The 20,024-nt window shown below is 43.0% G+C and carries 16 protein-coding genes and 1 pseudogene; 15 read left to right on the forward strand and 2 right to left on the reverse strand.

The window, feature by feature from the left end:
- The coding region (locus F6K52_RS05610; RefSeq protein ID WP_293075199.1) for a calcium-binding protein at nt 1-384 on the forward strand (384 nt) is incomplete at its 5' end.
- Nucleotides 385-721: 337 nt separating this feature from the next.
- Nucleotides 722-1,144, forward strand: coding sequence for a response regulator (locus tag F6K52_RS05615; RefSeq protein ID WP_293075201.1), 423 nt, complete (start codon nt 722-724; stop codon nt 1,142-1,144).
- Between the two features lie 4 nt (nt 1,145-1,148).
- On the opposite strand, the gene F6K52_RS05620 is transcribed toward F6K52_RS05615, so the two are convergent.
- Nucleotides 1,149-2,054, reverse strand: a complete 906-nt coding sequence (locus tag F6K52_RS05620) for an NAD(P)-dependent oxidoreductase (RefSeq protein WP_293075203.1) — start codon at nt 2,052-2,054, stop codon at nt 1,149-1,151.
- A 741-nt stretch (nt 2,055-2,795) separates the two neighbouring features.
- Between F6K52_RS05620 and F6K52_RS05625 the strand changes: the two genes are divergently transcribed.
- From F6K52_RS05625 to F6K52_RS05640, 4 genes are all read left to right on the forward strand, one after another.
- Nucleotides 2,796-3,116 (forward strand): 2Fe-2S iron-sulfur cluster-binding protein, encoded by a 321-nt coding sequence (locus tag F6K52_RS05625; RefSeq protein WP_293075205.1) that lies wholly within the window; start codon nt 2,796-2,798, stop codon nt 3,114-3,116.
- Between the two features lie 108 nt (nt 3,117-3,224).
- The gene (locus F6K52_RS05630) at nt 3,225-3,410 is read left to right on the forward strand and encodes a hypothetical protein (RefSeq protein WP_293044317.1); all 186 of its coding nucleotides are present in this window, start codon (nt 3,225-3,227) and stop codon (nt 3,408-3,410) included.
- Entirely contained in the window at nt 3,407-4,513 is a 1,107-nt protein-coding gene (locus F6K52_RS05635; RefSeq protein ID WP_293075207.1) for a DUF3326 domain-containing protein, read from the forward strand. Before F6K52_RS05630 ends, F6K52_RS05635 begins: the two co-directional genes overlap by 4 nt.
- Complete coding sequence (locus F6K52_RS05640; RefSeq protein WP_293075209.1) at nt 4,513-5,106, forward strand: CPBP family intramembrane glutamic endopeptidase; 594 nt, start codon at nt 4,513-4,515, stop codon at nt 5,104-5,106. The genes F6K52_RS05635 and F6K52_RS05640 overlap by 1 nt, the downstream gene beginning before the upstream one ends.
- Before the next feature lie 118 nt (nt 5,107-5,224).
- Here the strand turns inward: F6K52_RS05640 and purN are convergent, their stop codons facing one another.
- Nucleotides 5,225-5,884, reverse strand: a complete 660-nt coding sequence (purN, locus tag F6K52_RS05645) for a phosphoribosylglycinamide formyltransferase (protein ID WP_293075211.1) — start codon at nt 5,882-5,884, stop codon at nt 5,225-5,227.
- A 357-nt stretch (nt 5,885-6,241) separates the two neighbouring features.
- Here purN and gpmI point away from each other — a divergent pair, with 357 nt between their 5' ends.
- From gpmI to F6K52_RS05690, 9 genes and pseudogenes are all read left to right on the forward strand, one after another.
- A complete protein-coding gene (gpmI, locus tag F6K52_RS05650; protein ID WP_293075240.1) occupies nt 6,242-7,840 on the forward strand; it encodes a 2,3-bisphosphoglycerate-independent phosphoglycerate mutase in 1,599 nt (532 codons plus the stop codon).
- Nucleotides 7,841-7,917: 77 nt separating this feature from the next.
- Nucleotides 7,918-8,148, forward strand: a complete 231-nt coding sequence (gene secG / locus F6K52_RS05655) for a preprotein translocase subunit SecG (RefSeq protein WP_008191847.1) — start codon at nt 7,918-7,920, stop codon at nt 8,146-8,148.
- Between the two features lie 95 nt (nt 8,149-8,243).
- Nucleotides 8,244-9,035 carry a peptidase gene (locus F6K52_RS05660; protein ID WP_293075213.1) on the forward strand — a complete coding sequence of 264 codons (792 nt, stop codon included), beginning with the start codon at nt 8,244-8,246 and terminating at the stop codon, nt 9,033-9,035.
- Nucleotides 9,036-9,873: 838 nt separating this feature from the next.
- Nucleotides 9,874-11,397 carry a carboxypeptidase M32 gene (locus F6K52_RS05665; RefSeq protein WP_293075215.1) on the forward strand — a complete coding sequence of 508 codons (1,524 nt, stop codon included), beginning with the start codon at nt 9,874-9,876 and terminating at the stop codon, nt 11,395-11,397.
- Nucleotides 11,398-11,559: 162 nt separating this feature from the next.
- Nucleotides 11,560-11,712: a hypothetical protein gene (locus tag F6K52_RS05670; RefSeq protein ID WP_364416202.1), complete on the forward strand. Its 153-nt coding sequence runs from the start codon at nt 11,560-11,562 to the stop codon at nt 11,710-11,712.
- Nucleotides 11,713-12,092: 380 nt separating this feature from the next.
- Nucleotides 12,093-12,392: pseudogene (locus F6K52_RS05675) on the forward strand (hypothetical protein); the annotation flags it as partial.
- 691 nt (nt 12,393-13,083) lie between these two features.
- Nucleotides 13,084-13,374 (forward strand): hypothetical protein, encoded by a 291-nt coding sequence (locus F6K52_RS05680; RefSeq protein WP_293075219.1) that lies wholly within the window; start codon nt 13,084-13,086, stop codon nt 13,372-13,374.
- A complete protein-coding gene (locus F6K52_RS05685; RefSeq protein WP_293075221.1) occupies nt 13,367-13,507 on the forward strand; it encodes a hypothetical protein in 141 nt (46 codons plus the stop codon). Before F6K52_RS05680 ends, F6K52_RS05685 begins: the two co-directional genes overlap by 8 nt.
- Nucleotides 13,508-14,063: 556 nt before the next feature.
- Nucleotides 14,064-20,024 (forward strand): type I polyketide synthase (locus tag F6K52_RS05690; protein ID WP_293075223.1); only part of this gene is annotated, 5,961 nt, incomplete at its 3' end.

Genomic DNA, 20,024 nt, shown 5'->3' on the forward strand with positions numbered 1-20,024 from the left:
CTCGCTCTCATATCATCGTGCGGAGACGATAACATCCAGGGTGCTGGAGGATCTGACTTTGTCTTCGGCGGTCTCGGAGATGATATTGTTCGAGGCGGCTTAGGAGATGATGTTGTTGTTGGCAATGAAGGATCCGATGTTCTGATCAGTGGCGGCGGCAGCGATATCTACGAATTTTTCGCAGATCAGTTCTTAGAAGGAGACTTGGATATTATCCTCGACTTCGAGGTAGGAAGTGATGCGATCGTAGTTGTAGGCAGCACTGATGTAAGTTACGACGCCTTCACTGGCTTTTTATCGGTTGATGGATCGGAAGTTGCAGTATTAAATAGGGGGTTAGATATAGACGTCTTTACCAGAACCAATTCCGCTGTAGTCTTCTAAAGTAGTCTTCTAAAACAGTTTTCCTCAGATGCAACGGTTGTGTTGTAAACACTGAAAAGACTGTTGGCTTGATCAGGTTTTAATACAGGGCATTATTAGCTTCCGGCAACTAGAACAACTCCAGTATGTCCCCATTGCCTTTTGGTGTGGGGAATTTTTTGTCGTACTTTAGCTCAAGCGACTTTTAGATTGTGTCCGCTTGAATACTTAGTCCTAATTAATTAATAAATGCCTAAAAGCCCTAACAATTGAGTAGCAAAGCATCCGGAATAGCTGACTTGATCAAGTAAATGTGTTGGTGTAGAAACAGGTAATGCTTTACCCAGCAGACTACTCTATGACTAAAAAAATCTTGATCGTTGATGATGAACCTTATATGAGACTCCTGATCGAACAAACCCTGGAAGACCTGGAGGATGAAGGCGTAGAATTACTTACCGCTGAGGATGGTGAAGATGCCCTAGAGCAAGTGAAGTCAGAGCAACCTAATCTGGTATTTCTGGATTTAATGATGCCGAAAATGAGTGGGTTTGATGTCTGTGATCAGATCAAAAATGTTCTGTATATGAACGATGTTTATGTGATCATGCTAACGGCTAAGGGACAAGAGTTTGATAAACAAAAGGGTAAAGAAGTAGGCACAGATATGTACCTCACTAAACCCTTTGACCCTGATCAAGTGTTGGAAAAATCTCAAGAAATACTTGGTATAGCGCTACGCGCAAGTCAGAAGTCAGAAGTCAGAAGTCAGCTAGACTAACGTTTCAGCTTCTGAGTTCACCGTAAGCACGGATCATGGCTTGAGTTCCCTGTTCACCTCCTGTACCACTGTGAAGTTGTTGAACAACTTTGAAAAGACGGTCAGCTAATTCAACTCCAGCTAAATCCAGACTAGAAGACTGGAGGCTTTCGAGCACAAGCCTGAGGTCTTTGACCATGTGCTTAATCATAAAACCAGGCTCAAAGTTGGACTCAGCGACTTGTTGCCCTAAGTTGGATAACGCCCATGACCCAGCAGCACCTGTGCTACAAACCTCAATAACTAAATTAGGGTCAATTCCTTGATGTTCTGCCAACTTCATTGCCTCGCATAGGGCTACCATATGGACAGAACAAAGCACCTGGTTGCACAGTTTAACGGCTTGACCGCTGCCCACCGGACCGCAAAGGCGAATGGTTTTGCCAAGGATTTCCAGTAGGGGTTTACACTCCTCGAAGTCATTCTGCTCGCCTCCAAGCATAATGGTTAGGGTACCATTTTTGGCTCCGATATCCCCACCGGAAACTGGTGCATCCAGAAAACGTAGGTTATGCTTGTTTAGTTCCCCATTGATTTCCTGGGCTGCATTTGGTCCAATGGTGGTGAAATCCACAATTAGAGTACCGGGTTTGGCATACTCAGCCACTCCCTCAGCTCCAAGCATAACGGCTTCCACATCTGGGACATCCCCCAAGCAAGAAAAAATTATGTCAGCTGACTCGACAGCTTCCCGGATCGATGAGACTACCTTGGCTCCAGCATCAGCAGCAATCTTGACTCCTGGACGATCGGGGGTGCGATTCCAAGCCATAGTGGGGTAATTACTGCTGGAGTAATCACTACGGGCAAGATTGGCTGCCATATATCCACCCATAACGCCGAGACCAAGAAAGGTAAGATTGGTGTTCATGCTGATTCGATTAAGTCCGCTTATAATATTCTTACCTGAAAGAAGACGAGAGTTTGAAAGCCCGCGTACATTAATTGAGTTGTACGCAGATAGGGCATCGGTAAAGTTTTATAGAATTCCCAATAAAGGCGTTTCAATCGCTTGTTGATGTTAGACATACCATTGCTGGTAGTTTTGGATTTTACGGTGGTGTTTACTAATTAAATTGTACACAACATGTTTGATAGTATTTCTGTCGAATAGTCTTTAACTGATTATATAGATTACCATTATTTTTAATCATTTCAATAATTTTTTTCGTTTTAATAACTCTAAAATCCTTATTTAAAGGATAAACGGTATAAAAAAAGTTATCGTCAAAAAAAATAGCCGTGTATTAAGCTTTTATATATTCATATATTTTTCAATATCCGATGCTAATTTTTGAACTATTTTCTGTTTTTTTGTATTTATAAACCGTCATATTATGATACAAGAAATATATTTTGACATTTCGCTTTTGGACATAGTTACTAAACTTATTTATCGGTCTAATTCCTTACCAATATTGATAGCTAAAAAAAAAACCCAATATCTATTGACAATTAAAACAAATTGTAATATAGAGTTGTCCCTTGTACTCAAGTCAATTGACCAATGAAGTCAGCAGCTTAATTTGGATGCCACAAAGCGCTAAAATAAGCCAGTGACCCTCCCCGTCCTATTCATAGGATTGGGAGTATCAAGCTCGAAACTGATACAATGCCCAAGACTTACACCGTCGAATTTAATCACGAAGGCAACACATACACTATAGAGGTGCCAGAGGATCAAAAAATTCTTGAAGCTGCCCATGGGGCAGGGATAGATTTACCCAGTTCCTGCACCGCTGGAGTCTGTACCACTTGCGCTGCCAAACGAGTAGGAGAAGGCAGTGTAGACCAAGCCGATGGCATGGGTTTAGGCCCAGAACTCCAAGCAGAAGGCTATGTGCTGCTGTGTGTAGCTTATCCCCGCTCTAACCTCAAATTTGACACCTCAAAAGAAGATGAAGTGTACGACAGGCAGTTTGGTCAGCCGTGATCAGGTCAGTGCTGCTATATAATCAAATACCATTAGCCTAATAGCTAGACGTAATGGTTAGATAGATTAGGATAGCCAGATTATCCTAATCAAATTAGGGAGAAAACAATGACAACCCATTTCATTACTGCAGAAATTGACCTCCAAGAGTCCCCTAAGGAACTGCACCAAGCTATTGAAGCAGAACTACAAGAACGGGGAGAACCCCTGCGCTGGGCAGTTACTCATGTAGACCCTGAGCAGGAGAAAGCTACGGTAGAGGCGATTGTAACAAAATCACCGAATAGTAAGTGAATCAACGTCCCTATACCGTTGTTTTAATCATTCCTACTGGTGTAGGAGCGTCGATTGGTGGCTATGCCGGGGATGCCTTGCCAGTGGCTAGAGCGATCGCTAACTTGTGCGATCGCTTAATCACCCATCCCAATGTCCTCAATGGTGCCCAGTTGTACTGGAACTTACCCAACGCCTTCTATGTGGAAGGCTATGGACTTGACAAATTTGCCGCTGGATGCTGGGGATTACGCCCTGTACATCAGAACCGAGTGGGATTACTCCTGGATCAGGGGATTGAACCAGAACTACGGTTGAGACACCTACAAGCAGCAGATGCCACCAGAGCTACCCTAGGACTGAATCTAACCGACTACGTAGTCACAGATGCTCCCTTAAATGTAGAACTGCGCACAGCAGCATCTGGAGCGAGTTGGGGAACAATTGGAAATCCCGATAGTTTATTGCGAGCAGCCCAAGTCTTGATTGAGCAAGCCGGAGCAAATGCGATCGCAGTAGTCGTGCGTTTTCCCGATGACATGGATAGTCAAGCATTGCAAGATTACCGTCATGGCCGAGGCGTAGACCACCTTGCTGGTGCTGAAGCCATTATCAGTCACTTGATTGTTCGTACCTTTCAAATTCCCTGTGCTCATGCACCAGCATTGATGCCTTTACCCATCGATCCTAATTTGTCACCCCGTTCAGCAGCAGAGGAATTGGGCTATACCTTCTTACCCTGTGTTTTAGTAGGATTGAGTCGCGCTCCCCAATTTGTCGTCAACCAAAAAAATTCCCCCTCCTCCCTTGCTAATCCAGATTCTCAAAGGATTTCCTCAAAACCAGGGGACATCTGGGCTGATGATGTAGATGCGATTGTGATACCAGCAACCGCCTGTGGTGGTAGTGCAATGTTAAGCTTCAGCCAGCTGCAAACCCAGATCATTGCGGTTGAAGAAAACCAAACTACCATGGAAGTACCTCCAGAACCTTTGGGAATTAAAGCTATACGAGTAAACTCATATTTAGAGGCTCTAGGCTTGCTGGTTAGCCATCGTGCTGGGATCAGTCCTAAAGCTCTGAGTCCATCCCTATCATCCCTGCGTCGCTTACATTTCTCCTAGTGACAAAACAAATTCCCGATAATCCCGAACTTGAACCCCTAACCCGCATCCAAGTACTAGTGGCAATGGGTATAACTGCCGTAGTGTTACTCATCTTTGCCAAGCTATGGCTGCAACTAGGCAAGCTGACTCTCCTGCCCATCAAATTTACCCCCAATGCCCTAGTTATAGGACTAGCCATGGGGTTGGGAATTACTGGAGCCAGTGGCTTAGTGTATTGTCTTTGGCCAGCTTATCGCCAGAGTGCAGAAGTATACCTAAAGTTAATTCTCAAGCCCCTAATCATACCAGATTTAATGTGGCTAGGACTATTGCCCGGTATGAGTGAAGAATTACTGTTTCGGGGTGTCATGTTGCCAGCAGTAGGGTTGAATGCTATCGGTATCATAGCCTCCAGTATGCTATTTGGGATTTTGCATCTAAGCGGCATCCAACAATGGCCCTATGTAGTTTGGGCTACCCTAGTTGGTTTGCTTCTGGGGTATAGTGCGGTAGCAACAGACAATTTACTCGTACCAATTGTGGCTCATATCGTCACTAACTTTGTGTCTAGCTTGGTATGGAAATTGGGTAATTTAGAAAATAAAACATAGAAAATTTAAAATCCAATAAAAAATAATAATTAAATAACAATTAAATAATAATCTGAAATAAATTGTGATAATTCTTGTTCCCTACTCCCTACTCCCTACTCCCTTTGCCAAATAACAATTAACAATTGATTAATGCGATCGCATCGACTAAAATCCGATGTTCTTGGACTTGAATCCGACCATGGAGGGTTTCTGGGGTATCATCGGGTAGCACAGGAACAGCTGCCTGGAAAAGGATTGGACCACTGTCAATATCTAGACTGACCACGTGAACCGTACACCCTGTAATTTTTACCCCAGCCTCAAGGGCTTGTTCCACCGCCCGCACACCTTTGAAACTAGGTAATAAGCTGGGATGGATATTGAGAATCCGATTAGGGAAAGCGTCTAGGAGTACCTGTGTGACCACTCGCATCCAACCAGCCATCACGACCCACTCCACCTCATACTGTCGTAAAGTTTCGACAATTTGTTGATCGAAATCTTCCCGTTTTTTGGTGTGCCGGTGATTATGTAGAACCGCTGGAATGCCGTATTTTTCGGCTCTAGCTAACGCTTTAATGCCTGGATTATTGTAAATGAGCACGCTGATTTCGGCATTGAGTTGGCCGTTAGCGATCGCACTAGCTATTGCTTCAAAGTTACTGCCACTTCCGGAAGCCATCACTCCCAGTTTCACAGGGGAAGTAGTCGGGAAGGAGTCTAGGGTCTGTGGTCGAGAAATGGTAGGGGAAATCAAGCTCGGGCTGGAATCTGCGGAAGTTAGATTGGCAGTCATATCGGGAAATGCGATCGCACCTTCATAAGCATTACTTTATACATCACAATTTTATAGGCATGTTGATAGAAATTAATATTTGTAACCTTTCTACACCTTTGTTAGTTGTAAGTGTAGGCTAACAGTCGCCCTGATCCAAACACGTGCCTGCACGCCCATTTAATTGTATACAAAGGTTAGTTACCGAGTATAAATTCCTATTAGCTTGGGGTAGTCAAAACCTTTGCTAGCAGGAGATTTAAGCATTATCCTCACTCCACCAGCCGAAACCTAATAAAAATTGAAATTTATCATGAATATGCGGATTTTGAATGATATGATCGCGGTGCAATTAATAGTAGGATAAAAGGCGATATGATGAGGCAAGCACCTGTTTCTCCTGTGGTGCTAGTTATCTTAGACGGTTGGGGTTACCGCGAAGTAACTGATGCCAATGGGATAGCCCTAGCAGAGACCCCTGTAATGGACAGCCTCTGGGCTGCCTATCCGAGTACATTAATTCGCACCTCTGGAAAGGACGTGGGACTCCCAGAGGGTCAAATGGGCAATTCGGAAGTGGGGCACTTGAATATAGGTGCTGGGCGTGTGGTGCCTCAAGAACTGGTGCGCATCTCTGATGCGGTGGAAAATGGCACTTTAAACGATAACCAAGCTCTTGTGCAAGTATGCCGAGAGGTTAAATCTCGGGGTGGGAAGATGCACATCGTGGGTTTGTGTTCTGAGGGTGGGGTACACTCCCATCTCAATCACCTCCTAGGATTGCTAGCCCTAGCCAAAGCCCAAAATCTATCTGAAGTTTATATCCACGCGATTACCGATGGTCGTGATACTAAACCGACCGACGGCATTGAAGCAATTCAAAAAATTCAGGATTATATTGATCAAGTTGGCATTGGATCCATAGCCACCATTAGTGGTCGCTACTACGCCATGGATCGAGACCGACGCTGGGAAAGGATTTCAAAAGCCTATGAAGTCATGACTCAGGATGGTCCTGGAAATGCGATCTCAGCAGTACAATTCCTCAAGGAGTCTTATGAGTCAGAAATTACTGACGAGTTTATCTTGCCCACACGGCTTGCTCCTGGAGCTGTAACAGCAGGAGATGGAGTAATTTTCTTTAACTTCCGCCCAGACAGAGCCCGACAGCTTACCCAAGCTTTCGTGGATCCTAACTTTGATGGCTTTGAAAGGGAGCAGATCAAACCCCTAACCTTTGCCACCTTTACCCAGTATGACCCCAAGCTTCCGGTATTGGTCGCCTTTGAACCTCAGAACTTGACTAATATTCTGGGGGAAGTTATTGCCCAGCATGGGTTGCGCCAATTCCGAACTGCGGAAACCGAAAAATACGCCCACGTCACTTACTTTTTTAATGGTGGTCTAGAAGTTCCCTTCGAGGGTGAAGACCGGAAATTGGTGCAAAGTCCGATGGTACCAACCTATGATAAAGCACCAGCCATGTCAGCTAAGGAAGTAACCGATGAAGTGATCGCAGCCATCGAAAAACGCATTTACTCCCTGGTAGTGATTAACTATGCCAACACTGATATGGTGGGCCATACTGGCAATGTGGAAGCCTGCATAGAAGCAGTGGAAACTGTAGACCGCTGCATAGGACGCTTAATTGATAGGATTATTAAAGTTGGTGGCACTACCCTGATTACTGCTGACCACGGTAACGCCGAGACTATGCGTGATGAGACAGGTAATCCTTGGACAGCTCACACGACCAACCCAGTACCCTTTATCCTAGTAGAAGGGGAAAAATTAAAAATCCCTGGACATGGTACAGAAGTTGCATTGCGCTGTGATGGATGTCTGGCAGATATTGCCCCGACCATCTTGGAAATCTTGCAGCTTCCCCAGCCACAAGAAATGACTGGGCGTTCTATGATCCAACCCGCTGAGTTGGAAGTCCGTAGTAATCGGACACCCGTGCGAGTTTCTCTATAACACACGAAGTTGAAAACTCCTTTGTTTTAACCAAGGGAGAGATCACAACTTCTCAATGCCGTAATATTGTCAAAAGAATGGTTAATCAAATCCTGCAAATTATTTGGGTTTTATCTGGCTTGGGTCTGATTATTTTGGTTTTGCTCCATAGTCCCAAGGGAGATGGCCTTGGCGGTATCGGTGGTCAAGCTCAGCTGTTTACCAGCACCAAGAGTGCCGAAAAAGCCCTGAACCGGGTGACCTGGATCTTGGCGATTACCTTTATGAGCTTGACAGTGATTTTAAGTGCAGGTTGGTTAAACCAGTAAATAATTAGTGTTCAACCTTGGGTAGTAGGTGGCATAAAAACAATAAGCAGCTATGGATAGCCCTCTTTTTAGGGGGTGTTACTTGTCTGTTAGTGATGTTGATTCAGTCCAGCACCGCAGCCGGTTTATACCCAAAGTTTAACCAATTAACAGAAGCCTCCTCTGCTATGGTGGCTTCGATGCCAGTAACCTCACCTGCCCTACCAGCTCCTAAGCCTCACCCTCTACCAACTCCCCTTGACCAGTGGCAAGACCCTACCGCCAGCGGTGATTATTTTTCTGAAATCAACGCGACTCCCTTAGGTTATCTGATCTGGTCTCAGTTTCCCGTGAAGGTTTATGTGGAACACCCCCAACCACCAGCTGTGGTTGATGCTAAGCACGACCGCTTCCAACAGTGGGTTGATGCGGTGCTAAAGGCTGTGGCAGAATGGGGGGTTTATTTACCCCTAGAACTAGTTGACCAGCAGGAATTAGCAGATATATCGATTTTGCGATCGCATCCTCCTCTAAAAGTTGACTTGAATCGTGAGACTGGAACCTTTGATTGGTCTCGCGCTCGCTCAGCCGTTACTAGCTATGAATTTTACCTGGCGCAATCCATCAGGGCACCAGAGCAAATAGTAGATAATTTATTATTACATAAGTTTACCATACTTCTCTCTCCTCAGCAATCCATTGACTACACCCTTGCCACTGCCCGTCACGAACTCGGTCATGCACTAGGTATTTGGGGTCATTCTCCTTTAGAAACTGATGCGCTATACTTTTCCCAAGTTCGCAATCCCCCGAAAATTTCTGCTAGAGACATCAATACCCTCAAACGGATATACGAACAGCCAACTCGATTGGGATGGCCTTTGGTGAAGGTAAAAGCTAAAAGCTAAAAGCTAAAAGGCTTGTATCCATAGGACTTATGCCCCTGAAGCCAATACTAATAGGTTTTTACTAATAGGTTTTTACTAATAGGTTTTTACTAATACAAGACTTACGCACAGAATGCATGGGTAGGGTGGGCAAAACCTTGCCCACCCTACAGGTAGCGTTAAAATGAGGGATTTGCGTAAGTCCTATAATAGGAAAAAGCGAACTGTGGAGCACAGAACTTCAGGTGCGACCCGTGGCGAATTTAATTCTTAATGGTAAGAGCGCACCTCACATTTACAGAGGTTCTACACGGAAAGGGTGCATAAGTCCTGATCCAAATGAGAGTGCAAAGAGATCCTTATGACATCCTACTTTCGGCCAGTATTGGGCAAGCTCGAAGCTAGTGGCTGTGAGCTTCAGTCGGTAGGAATACTTACCCCTGTGCCAATAGCTAGAGCGATTGTCTGGTTTTAAGGGATTACACTATACTAATAAGTCCTTAAGAAATGGCACAATAGTAGTTCGTATACTATGCTATTACACTCAGCTATGGGTATGACGTTTTCATAGCCATTGGCATCTGAGTCAGTTACTCAGCTTTACCAGAGTGCTCGTACCAAGTTGCAGCTTAAATCGTAACGAGAGGAAATAAGGACTTGGTTATTTCGCCATTGTCCGACAAGTAAATTGCACTTGAAAAACGCAACTTGGTCTTAGCTTTCAGCCCACTTGTCTGATTTATTAGTATCGGACATTTTTGTGGGTAATATTTTTCTTTTCGGTCGTCAGGTGTACATTTACTATTCGGCAAAATACCGTAACCCTAAACTAATAGCCTGAATGTGTCAATCTAGCATCATGCAGACTACCGAAAAAACTCAACCGAAACTTCTCAACCTCAAAAAACGCCTTAGTGAAATTAACGACTTAGAAGCAGCCGCATCTTTGTTGTACTGGGATCAGGCAACCTATATGCCTCCCGGTGGTGCAGCTGCGAGGGGACGTCAACTGGCTACTCTACAAAAAATTGCCCATAGTAAATTTACTGACCCAGCCATGGGCGAACTCCTGGAAGGGTTACGCCCCTATGAAGAAACTCTACCTTACTTTTCTGACGAAGCTAGCCTAATCCGCTGCACTAGAAAAAATTACCACAGAGCCGTGCAGGTGCCAGCGGAATTTATGGGAGAATTCTCTGAACATCGGACAGAAACGTACAGTGTTTGGGTAAAGGCAAGAGCCACCAACGACTTTGCAGCGGTGCGCCCTTACTTAGAAAAAACCCTTGACCTCAGCCGTGAAATGGCTTATTTTTTCCCTGGTTACGAACATATCGCTGACCCCTTAATTGACTTTGCTGACTATGGCATGAAAGTCTCTATTTTGCGGACGCTTTTTTCTCAGTTGCGAGAGGAATTAGTGCCAATTGTGGAGGCTATTACTACCCAAAGTAGCACCGATGATAACTGTTTACACCAACGATATCCTGAAGAGCAACAGTTAGATTTGACTCTCAAGGTCATGAAGCAAATGGGGTATGACTTTGAGCGGGGAAGGCAAGACCAAACCCATCACCCATTTATGATAAACTTCTCTACCGGTGATGTGCGCATTACGACCCGTGTTGATCAAGATGACCTGAGTCAGGCTCTATTTAGCAGCATCCACGAAATGGGTCATGGTCTTTATGAGCAAGGAATTAGACGAGATTTGGAAGGCACTCCTCTTGCCTGTGGGACATCCTCGGGTGTCCATGAGAGCCAGTCCCGACTTTGGGAAAATATAGTTGGGCGTAGTTGGGGCTTCTGGAAATTTTTCTATCCCCAAGTACAATCCTACTTCCCCTCCCAACTGGGTAATGTTTCCCTCGATGCCTTTTATCAGGCCATCAACAAGGTGCAACGGTCTGTAATCCGCATGGATGCTGATGAAGTGACTTACAATCTCCACGTCATGATCCGCTTTGACTTAGAACTGATGATGCTTGAGGGTAGGCTACAGGTGAGGGATTTACCGGAAGCCTGGAATGAACGCTATCGTGAAGATTTAGGGGTTGTTCCCCAGAATGACAGTGACGGGGTGTTGCAAGATGTTCACTGGTACACAGGTCAGATTGGGGGAATGTTCCAATGCTATACGTTGGGGAACTTGATGAGCGCCCAGTTTTTTGAAGCCGCAGTAACGGAACAACCTGAAATTATACCAAAAATTGAGCAAGGAAACTTTAGTACGCTCCATAATTGGTTGAAGGACAATATTTACCAACATGGTTGCAAATACACAGCGGCTGAATTGATTAAGAGCGTCACTGGTACTGCTTTACGCATCGATCCATTCATCCGCTACATCCAGCAGAAGTATGGGCAGCTTTACATGCTTTAATCTTTAATTTATGCCAAAAAAATTGTTTTGCGAGAACGTTGTCCATATATCTAAAAGAATATCTATTCCTGATCGGTAGTGCGCGGGAATCACTATTCTTTAGAGGAATTTTTTATAGGGTTGTTGGTTTCAATATAGTTGACTTGTATTTGGGGAGTTTCAATGCTCAACCTAATTCAGGATGTTCTCGAAAGTGACGAAAAGAGCGATCTACGTCAGTTTAGCAGCCAGTTAAAAAGCGCAGAACCCAGGTACTTACTGCGCAACGAAATTCTGGCTGCTTTTAATGAATACTGCACTAACCACAAAAAATAAGAATACTTTTATCATTATTCTCATTTAGGGAAGCTGATTTATTACACCCAGGAAATTATTCTGGAAGATGAAAGTCTATTAAATAAGTAGGTGGGCTTAATTATCCGTAAAATAGCGATTGAGATTCAAAATGCTGAAAACCCCTTTAATAAAGGCTTTCAGCTTCATTTTAGTATTTTGATTTTTAACGTTTATTTATGCCCACCTACTTAGACGCCATCGCTTTGTCAATCGCTAGAACGATTATGAATTACGACCAGACTACCCACTGCTGAGTCGCCAGCAGTGGAAAAAGGTGTTGAGTGAAACAGGTTTTACTCAAGTAGTTACCTTGCCAGAAGTGGAGGGAATGGCAAAAGCTTTGTCAATCGCTACAACCCCAAGGTCGGGGACGTTTGCTGATTAACGAGCGCATTCAGAATCAGCAGCAACTGTCAGAGCAGGTGAAGTTGCCTTTGGAATTTGTAAGCGATCGCCCAGACAGCGAATCCTATGACAAATTCCGCTTTAAGCTGCAAGAGATGGGTTTTGAAGCAGGCTGGGGAAACACTGCTAGTAGAGTGCGGGAAAGCTTGGCAATGCTGGATGAATTGATTGATGAACCGGATGATGGGGCATTGGAACAGTTCCCTCTTCTGTCAAACTGGAGTCAAACCTTGATTTTTCCTAGACTGAAATGACGGAAATTCCTTAGATTATCCTAAGAGCTGATTCGTAAACTCGCTGTAATTCTTGTATAATAAGGCTTGCGCTTAAATAGAACATTTGAACTATTTAATAACCAAAAAACAATCATAGCAAGGCTTTCAGACTTATTAAGATTTACTTTACGATTCAGCTCTAAAGTGACAAAAGAAGGATATATAGCTATGGTTGGGCGAGAGTCAAGCAGAATTTAGTTACGATTAGAGTTGACAGGTAGTTTTTTTTGTGCTATTTTGTTAGTTGTGCTTAATTGAGGGCGCTCTCAAGGCTCAGAAACGTAAGTACACCGAAGTATAGTTAAAACAGTAAAAAAACTGTTGAAAGGGAGCAAATAAGCGTTGAAAAACGCTATATACCAAGGAGCTTGAAACTTGGAAAATATCAGATGTTCAGACCTTGAAGAGAAGTTTTCCAATCTGGTAGAGTTGTTGCGCTATAGAGCCCTAACTCAGCCTGCTAAAACCGTTCATGCCTTCCTAGAAAAAGGGGAAGAAGAAACAGATATACTAACCTACGAGGTATTATACCAACCCTCAAAGGCGATCGCCTCTGAGTTACAGTATCTTGGGATAAGGGCAGAACGAGCTTTGCTAGCTAGTATTATATCCACCAGATATAGACTTCATTGCTGCCTTCAAAGGGTGCTTGTATGCTGGGGTAATTGCAGTGCCTGCATATCCACCACCGAGACGCAGTCAAAATCTGTCTCGGTTGTTAGCGATCGCATCAGATCCAGAGGCTCCGTTTGCCCTAACGACCACATCTCTTATGACCGAATTAACCAGTCGCTTTGCCCAGCATCCAGCTCTGGCTCAGTTGCATTTGCTTGCTACCAATAAATGTGATCGCGACCAAGGGTTGAACTGGTTTGAACCAAGCCTAGACAGCAGTAGCGAGCGCCTTTGTCCAGTAAACTTCAGGCTCTACCGGGACACCCAAGGGAGTAATTGTGAGTAACGGTAATCGGCTAAACAATCAGCGGATGATTAAGCAAGCCAAAGGACATAGCCAGCAAACAATTGTAGTAGGTTGGTTGCTGACTTTCCACGACATGGGACTGATGGGAAATGTATATTTATATGAAAATTGAATAAATTACTTAGCCAACAGCGTTGGTCAATGAAAAAATGAAATATGTAGGGAGCAATCTCTCCGTAGTTATCCTTACTGGGTTAGATAAGCGTACCCATGGATTACCAAGGCCTACTTAGCAAACCGTAAAAATTAAGGAGACAGTTTGATGTAAACTCAAATAGATGTGACAATAGATTCTTTTCAGCTAGGCAAAATGGGAAACAAGTAATGATTTTTCTAGTCTACCTTATGAAAATTCAAGGAATGTAGCAACTAATATCATTACATATTTAGGACTAATCAAAAATCAAAAGTAAAAAACTAGATCAAATGACTACATTAAAGGTCTCCATAAAAAAAACTTTATGCTGTACAATAATGTTATCCCAGTCAAACACACAATCTAATCAAATAGAGCCAGATCAGGGGAGAGTAAATGTATTATTAATTATTCATAGGTAGTAAACCTCAATTTCATTGTAAATTTCATGGTATTTTAAGTAAATTTCCATAAAAATCCTAGCCAAGCTCACTAACCAACTATTCATAGTAAAACCAATAAATATCAAAAAATGCTAGAGTTAATTAATCGTTACGAACACGGCTTTGTTTCTATTCCTGTCATCTTAGCCTGTAGAGAAAAAGGATTATTTGAGTTAGTAAAACAAAAAAGAATGACCCACCAGCAAATAGCTAAAGCTATGGGGGCAAATACAGGTCATCTGCAAGTAGCCTTAAGAATGATGCAATCCCTAGGTTGGCTATCCAAAAATGAAGCTGATGAATACTCCCTCAAAGACAATTGTCAAGCTTACTTGTCCATTCCTGAAGAAATATTATATTTATACAAATTACCCATAGAATCCTATTTACTAGGAAAGGAAAAGCCTGGTATTATTAAAAATTGGATAGAGCTTTCTCAAAAACAGTGGAATATTAATGATAGAACAATTGCCGATTTATTAGATGGGGTCTTAATAATACCAATTATGCTAGGGCTTCACAAGCATAATTTATTAGGAGTAGATGAAGACAAGCCTTTATTCTATAATGTGACTCCTCATATACGAGAAGAATTATCAAGATTGTTTATTGCTAAAGGATGGGCTGATAAAAATTTTATAAAAGTCCAAAAATACAGCCAAAAATCGAATAAAAAAAATAATTATATATGCTTGAATGATATTGGTAAATGCTTAGCGCAAAGGACAATAATTAAAAGTATTAGTTTAAAATGTTTTGAAAATAATTATTACAATTTGCGCCATCCTAAAATTGAGGATTTACGTGATTTAATAGCACTAGAGACATTGTGTTGGTCAGAAAATCTCCAAGTTGACAATGAAGAAATTTATAGACGAATTTTTCAAATTCCACAAGGTCAGTTTATTTTAGAGCTTGAGGATAAGATTGTTGGAGCTATCTATTCCCAAAGAATTGATAACCCTCAACTTTTGGATAATAAAACTTGTACACAAGTCCCTTTATTACATACTGAATCAGGAGTAGTGGTACAATTATTGGCAGTAAATATCTTGCCAGAGTTGCAAAATCAGGGATTGGGAGATCGACTGCTGGAATTTATGCTTCAGTATTGTGCCCAGATAAGTGGTGTCGAAAAAGTTGTGGCAGTAACTCTTTGTCGCAATTATCCAGACTATTCCCCTATGCCCATGGCAGAATATATCCACCAGAAAAATGAGTCAGGGTTACTAGTGGATCCGCTGTTGCGATTTCACCAGATTCATGGGGCTAAAATTGAGAAACTGCTTCCTGGTTACCGCCCTAAAGATTGGGAAAACCAGACTTGTGGAGTTCTCGTATCTTACGATATTCAACATCGTCAACGTTTTGAGGGTGCGACAGTTGAAAAAAATCGGCAGACTAAGGTAAAACTGACAGAAGATATAGATGAAGTTGTGGCTAGCTGTGTGCGTAAAGTTATGCACCAGAAACAGTCTTTTGATGCCCAGCGAGCACTGATGGAGATGGGCATCGAATCTTTGGAGTTGCTGGAACTGAGATACTTGTTGCAGAAGAAGCTGGGAGTGGAAATAGATCCTAATTTATTTTTTAAGTATGGAACTGCTGCCGCGATCGCTAGTTATTTTAAAGGGGAGACAACAGAGAGAAGCGGGGAAGTTTCTGAGGTACTACCAAAGCCAGAGGCAATAAAAACTGATTCCGGTTTTTCAACGGCTCAATTAGAAAATGGAGTAGCAATTATTGGTATGGCTTGTCGGTTTCCTGGAGATGCCGATAGCCCTCAACAATATTGGTCATTGCTCCATGATGGTATTGATGGGATTACGGAAGTACCTCCAACTCGTTGGGATATTGAGCAATATTACCATCCTGAGAAAAATCAGCCAGGAAAAATAGCTAATCGTTATGGGGGATTCCTAACTGAAGTTGACAAATTTGAGCCGGATTTTTTCCGCATTTCGGCTCGTGAAGCTCTCTACATGGATCCACAACAGCGTCTGCTGCTGGAAGAACATTGGAAGGCACTAGAAGATGCTGGCATTAATCCGGAATCTCTGTCGGGCACAGAAACGGGTATATTTGTGGGTATCGCTTTTCACGATTACGAACGCTTACAGGACAAATATTATCAAGAGCAAGATTTAAATATCTATTTTGCTACAGGTAGTTCTACTGCTATCGGTGCAGGAAGATTATCCTACTTTTTCCAATTAAATGGACCATCAATTACTGTAGATACTGCTTGTTCTTCATCTCTGAGTGCGGTTCATTTAGCTTGTCAAAGTATACGCAATGGTGAATGTCAATTGGCTTTGGCATCAGGGGTGAATTTGTTGTTGTCTCCAGAGTTGAGTATCAGTTTCTCTCAAGCTGGGATGTTATCACCAGATGGACGCTGTAAGACTTTTGATGCTGCTGCCAATGGGTATGTGCGGAGTGAAGGTTGTGGGGTTGTCGTTCTCAAGTCCTTGAAACAAGCGATCGCAGACAATGATCGAATTTTAGCAGTAGTTAGGGGTACAGCAATTAACCAAGATGGTGCGAGCAATGGCTTGACAGCACCTAACCAATCGGCTCAAGAAGCGGTACTCAAAAGAGCGTTGTCGGTAGCAGGAGTTTCGGCTAACCAGATATCTTATGTGGAAGCTCATGGTACCGGTACTTCTTTGGGAGATCCGGTGGAGATTAAGGCAATAGAAGCAGTGTATGGCAAGGATCGTAGTGCAGATCGACCCTTGATGATTGGTTCAGTCAAAACCAATATTGGTCATACGGAAGCAGCTGCCGGTATTGCAGGATTAATTAAGGTAGTATTATCGCTGCAAAATCAGTATATTCCACCTCACTTGCATTGGAAACAGTTGAATCCCTATATAAGTTTGGCGGGGATTCCTGGGGTGATTCCCACTGAGGGTAAGGTATGGGAACAATATGAGGGAGATGAAACTCGTGTAGCAGCCTTAAGTTCTTTTGGTTTTAGTGGTACTAATTCCCACGCCATTGTTGAGGAAGCACCAGAAGGCAGGAGGCAGGAGGCAGTAGGCAGGAGCCAGGAGCCAGGAGCCAGGAGCCAGGAGCAACCTTACTTATTAACTGTGTCTGCTAAGAAAGAGCAAGCACTTAAAGAGTTAGTCAGTAGTTATCAGCATCATCTCGAAACCAATCCGGAATTAGAGCTAGCAGATGTATGTTACACCGCTAATACTGGAAGAGCTGACTTTAATCATCGCCTAGCAATAATTGCCACTAACCCACAACAATTAACCAACAAACTGCGGCAATACCAAGCAGGGGAAGAAGAGAGTGGGGTATTTTCAGGACAACTATCCCATAGTAGTAGTCCAGCTAAAGTAGCATTTCTGTTTACTGGTCAAGGTTCCCAGTATGTGCAGATGGGAAGGCAACTGTATCAAACTCAGCCTGTTTTCCGTCAAGTTTTAGATCAATGTGATGAACTCCTACGTCCTTATATGGAGCGTCCGTTATTAGAAGTCCTTTATCCTCAAGATACACCAAACTCAAACTCCTATTTACTAGACCAAACTGCCTATACCCAACCGACATTGTTTGCCCTAGAGTATGCCTTGTGCAAGTTGTGGGAATCTTGGGGTATTAAGCCTCAGGTGGTGATGGGTCACAGTGTGGGAGAATATGTGGCAGCAACTATAGCTGGAGTCTTGAGTTTAGAAGATGGCTTGAAGTTAATCGCCCTGCGGGGGAGGTTAATGCAGCAATTACCTGCTGGTGGAGAGATGGTTTCTGTTATGGCATCAAAGTCTCAGGTAAAAGATGCGATCGCTAATCATACCAAGCAAGTCACAATTGCTGCAATCAACGGGCCCGAAAGTGTGGTGATTTCTGGGGAAGCAGGAGCGATTCAAGCTATTGTTACAAAACTAGAGTCAAAATTGATTAAGACGAAGCAGCTGCAGGTATCCCATGCTTTTCATTCCCCTTTAATGACACCAATGTTGGCAGAGTTTGCCGCAGTAGCTAAGCAAATCACCTACCATCAACCAAAGATACCAATAATATCCAATGTCACAGGAACCATCGCCGACAAGAGTATTGCTACCGCTGACTATTGGGTAGAGCATGTCGTTAAACCGGTAAGGTTTGTCGCAGGCATCAAGACTTTAGCAGAACAAGATATTGGTATCTTCTTAGAAATTGGTCCGAAACCAGTTCTACTAGGCATGGGCAGGGAATGCCTCATCGGAAGCAAAAAAATCTGGTTGCCAAGTTTGCGTCCTGGTAAGCCAGACTGGTTACAAATGCTGCAAAGTTTGGGGCAGTTATATGTACAGGGAGTTAAGATTGACTGGTTAGGATTTTACCAAGATTCTGCTCCCCAAAAGGTAGTATTACCAACCTATCCCTGGCAAAGGAAAAGATATTGGATCAGTGATCTGCAACAGTACAAAAATAAAGGTAAAAACGGAAAAGTAGCACCTCAGGTAGCATCTGACAACAATCAAAGCAAAAACAGCGTAGTCACAAATAACAGTAGTGGGAGCAAGATGCTCCCTGGAATTAAAGAAAGCGAACAACCGCGAATTAAAGAAAGAGAGCAACCGCGAATTAAAGAAAGCGAGCAAGATGCTCGCACTACAATAAATATACAAAAATCGGATGCTCCCGATATAGAGCAACCACAACGGAGATTATCCAACCCAGCGTCACTATCTTTCCCCAAAACTACAGTAACTAAACAACAACCAGCCAAAAGAGAGTTGGCTCAATTAAGAGTGCCACTGACTCAGGCAGAACCTGCTCAACTAACTCAGCAATATCTTGAAGCTAAAAATATTAGCCAAACAGTAGGCAACGCCTTAAATCAAGATATTTTGATTAACCAAGGACCAACTAAGGAGCCAAAAACTATGAACCGGGAACAAATTGAACAACTCAAACAAGAGTATGAAGAGAAGGGATACTGTCAAGTCAAAAAACTATTTGACTTTTCTGGGATAAAAACTATCGAAGAAACCTTGGAGAAGGCTAAACAGGAAAGCCAGATATCCAAGGAAAAAGTAACCTTGAAATTGGGAGGGATTGATGATATTGATACCAATGATCATGCTTATGACTTGGTGAAATACGATTTTGTTTCTTCCTTTATCCAAGAAAAGCTGGCTCTACTGAATTACATCACTGGCAAAAACTTGATGATCATGCACAATGCCCTGTTTTCAGTGGAACCAAACCATAAGGGATTGCCTTGGCATGTAGGAGTCGGCTCCTTCTCATTTACCAAAACCGAAGACTTTGGTGCTTCCATCTGGATACCCTTGGATACCATAACTAAAGAATATCGAGGTGGGATGCAATATGTCTCTACCAAGATTTTCCCAGGGCAGTTCTATTACAGTATTTTTGACTTACATTTAAAAAATAATATTAGGTGGGACGAATCCCAAGGGGATTTAAATGAATATGTAGGGAATGCCAATACTATTTATAACAAAATCACCGAAGATGTAATCGATTATACTATTCAAGATGGTTATGAAGAAGACGAGTATGACCTTGGGGATGCCTTTTTCTTCAATAAATACGTCTTACATCAATCGGTTCCCCTAAAACCTGGCTTACATAAGTTACGTCGTGCTTTTGTGATTCGACTAGTAGATTATGACACGCGGGTGGATGAGGAAAGGTTGGGTTTATTCTCAAAATACTCTCAATTGCACTCAAGATATTACAAAACCCTACCTCGTTATAACAAAGATAGTGTACTAGTGATGGTCTCCCGTGCCGTCCAGAAAGGTTTAAAATCTCCCTACTTACGAGACATTCCTCATGTGCAACAAACCTTAGCAGCAAGGATGGCAGCTGGAGCTATCAGTTTTGAGGAAACACCAAGCATCTCTTCGGCTCCTCAAACTCAGCAACCTTTGAAAACCTTACAACCGCTGCGGACACCCCAGGTAAACCAGGTAAACTTATCAGAAATCAAGCAGGTTCTCAAACAGCAGTTAGCCGAAGCACTCTATACAGAAGAGAGTCAAATTGCCGAAGACCAAAAATTTGTTGATTTAGGCTTA

This window comes from Moorena sp. SIO3H5 (assembly GCF_010692395.1).
Taxonomy (GTDB): domain Bacteria; phylum Cyanobacteriota; class Cyanobacteriia; order Cyanobacteriales; family Coleofasciculaceae; genus Moorena.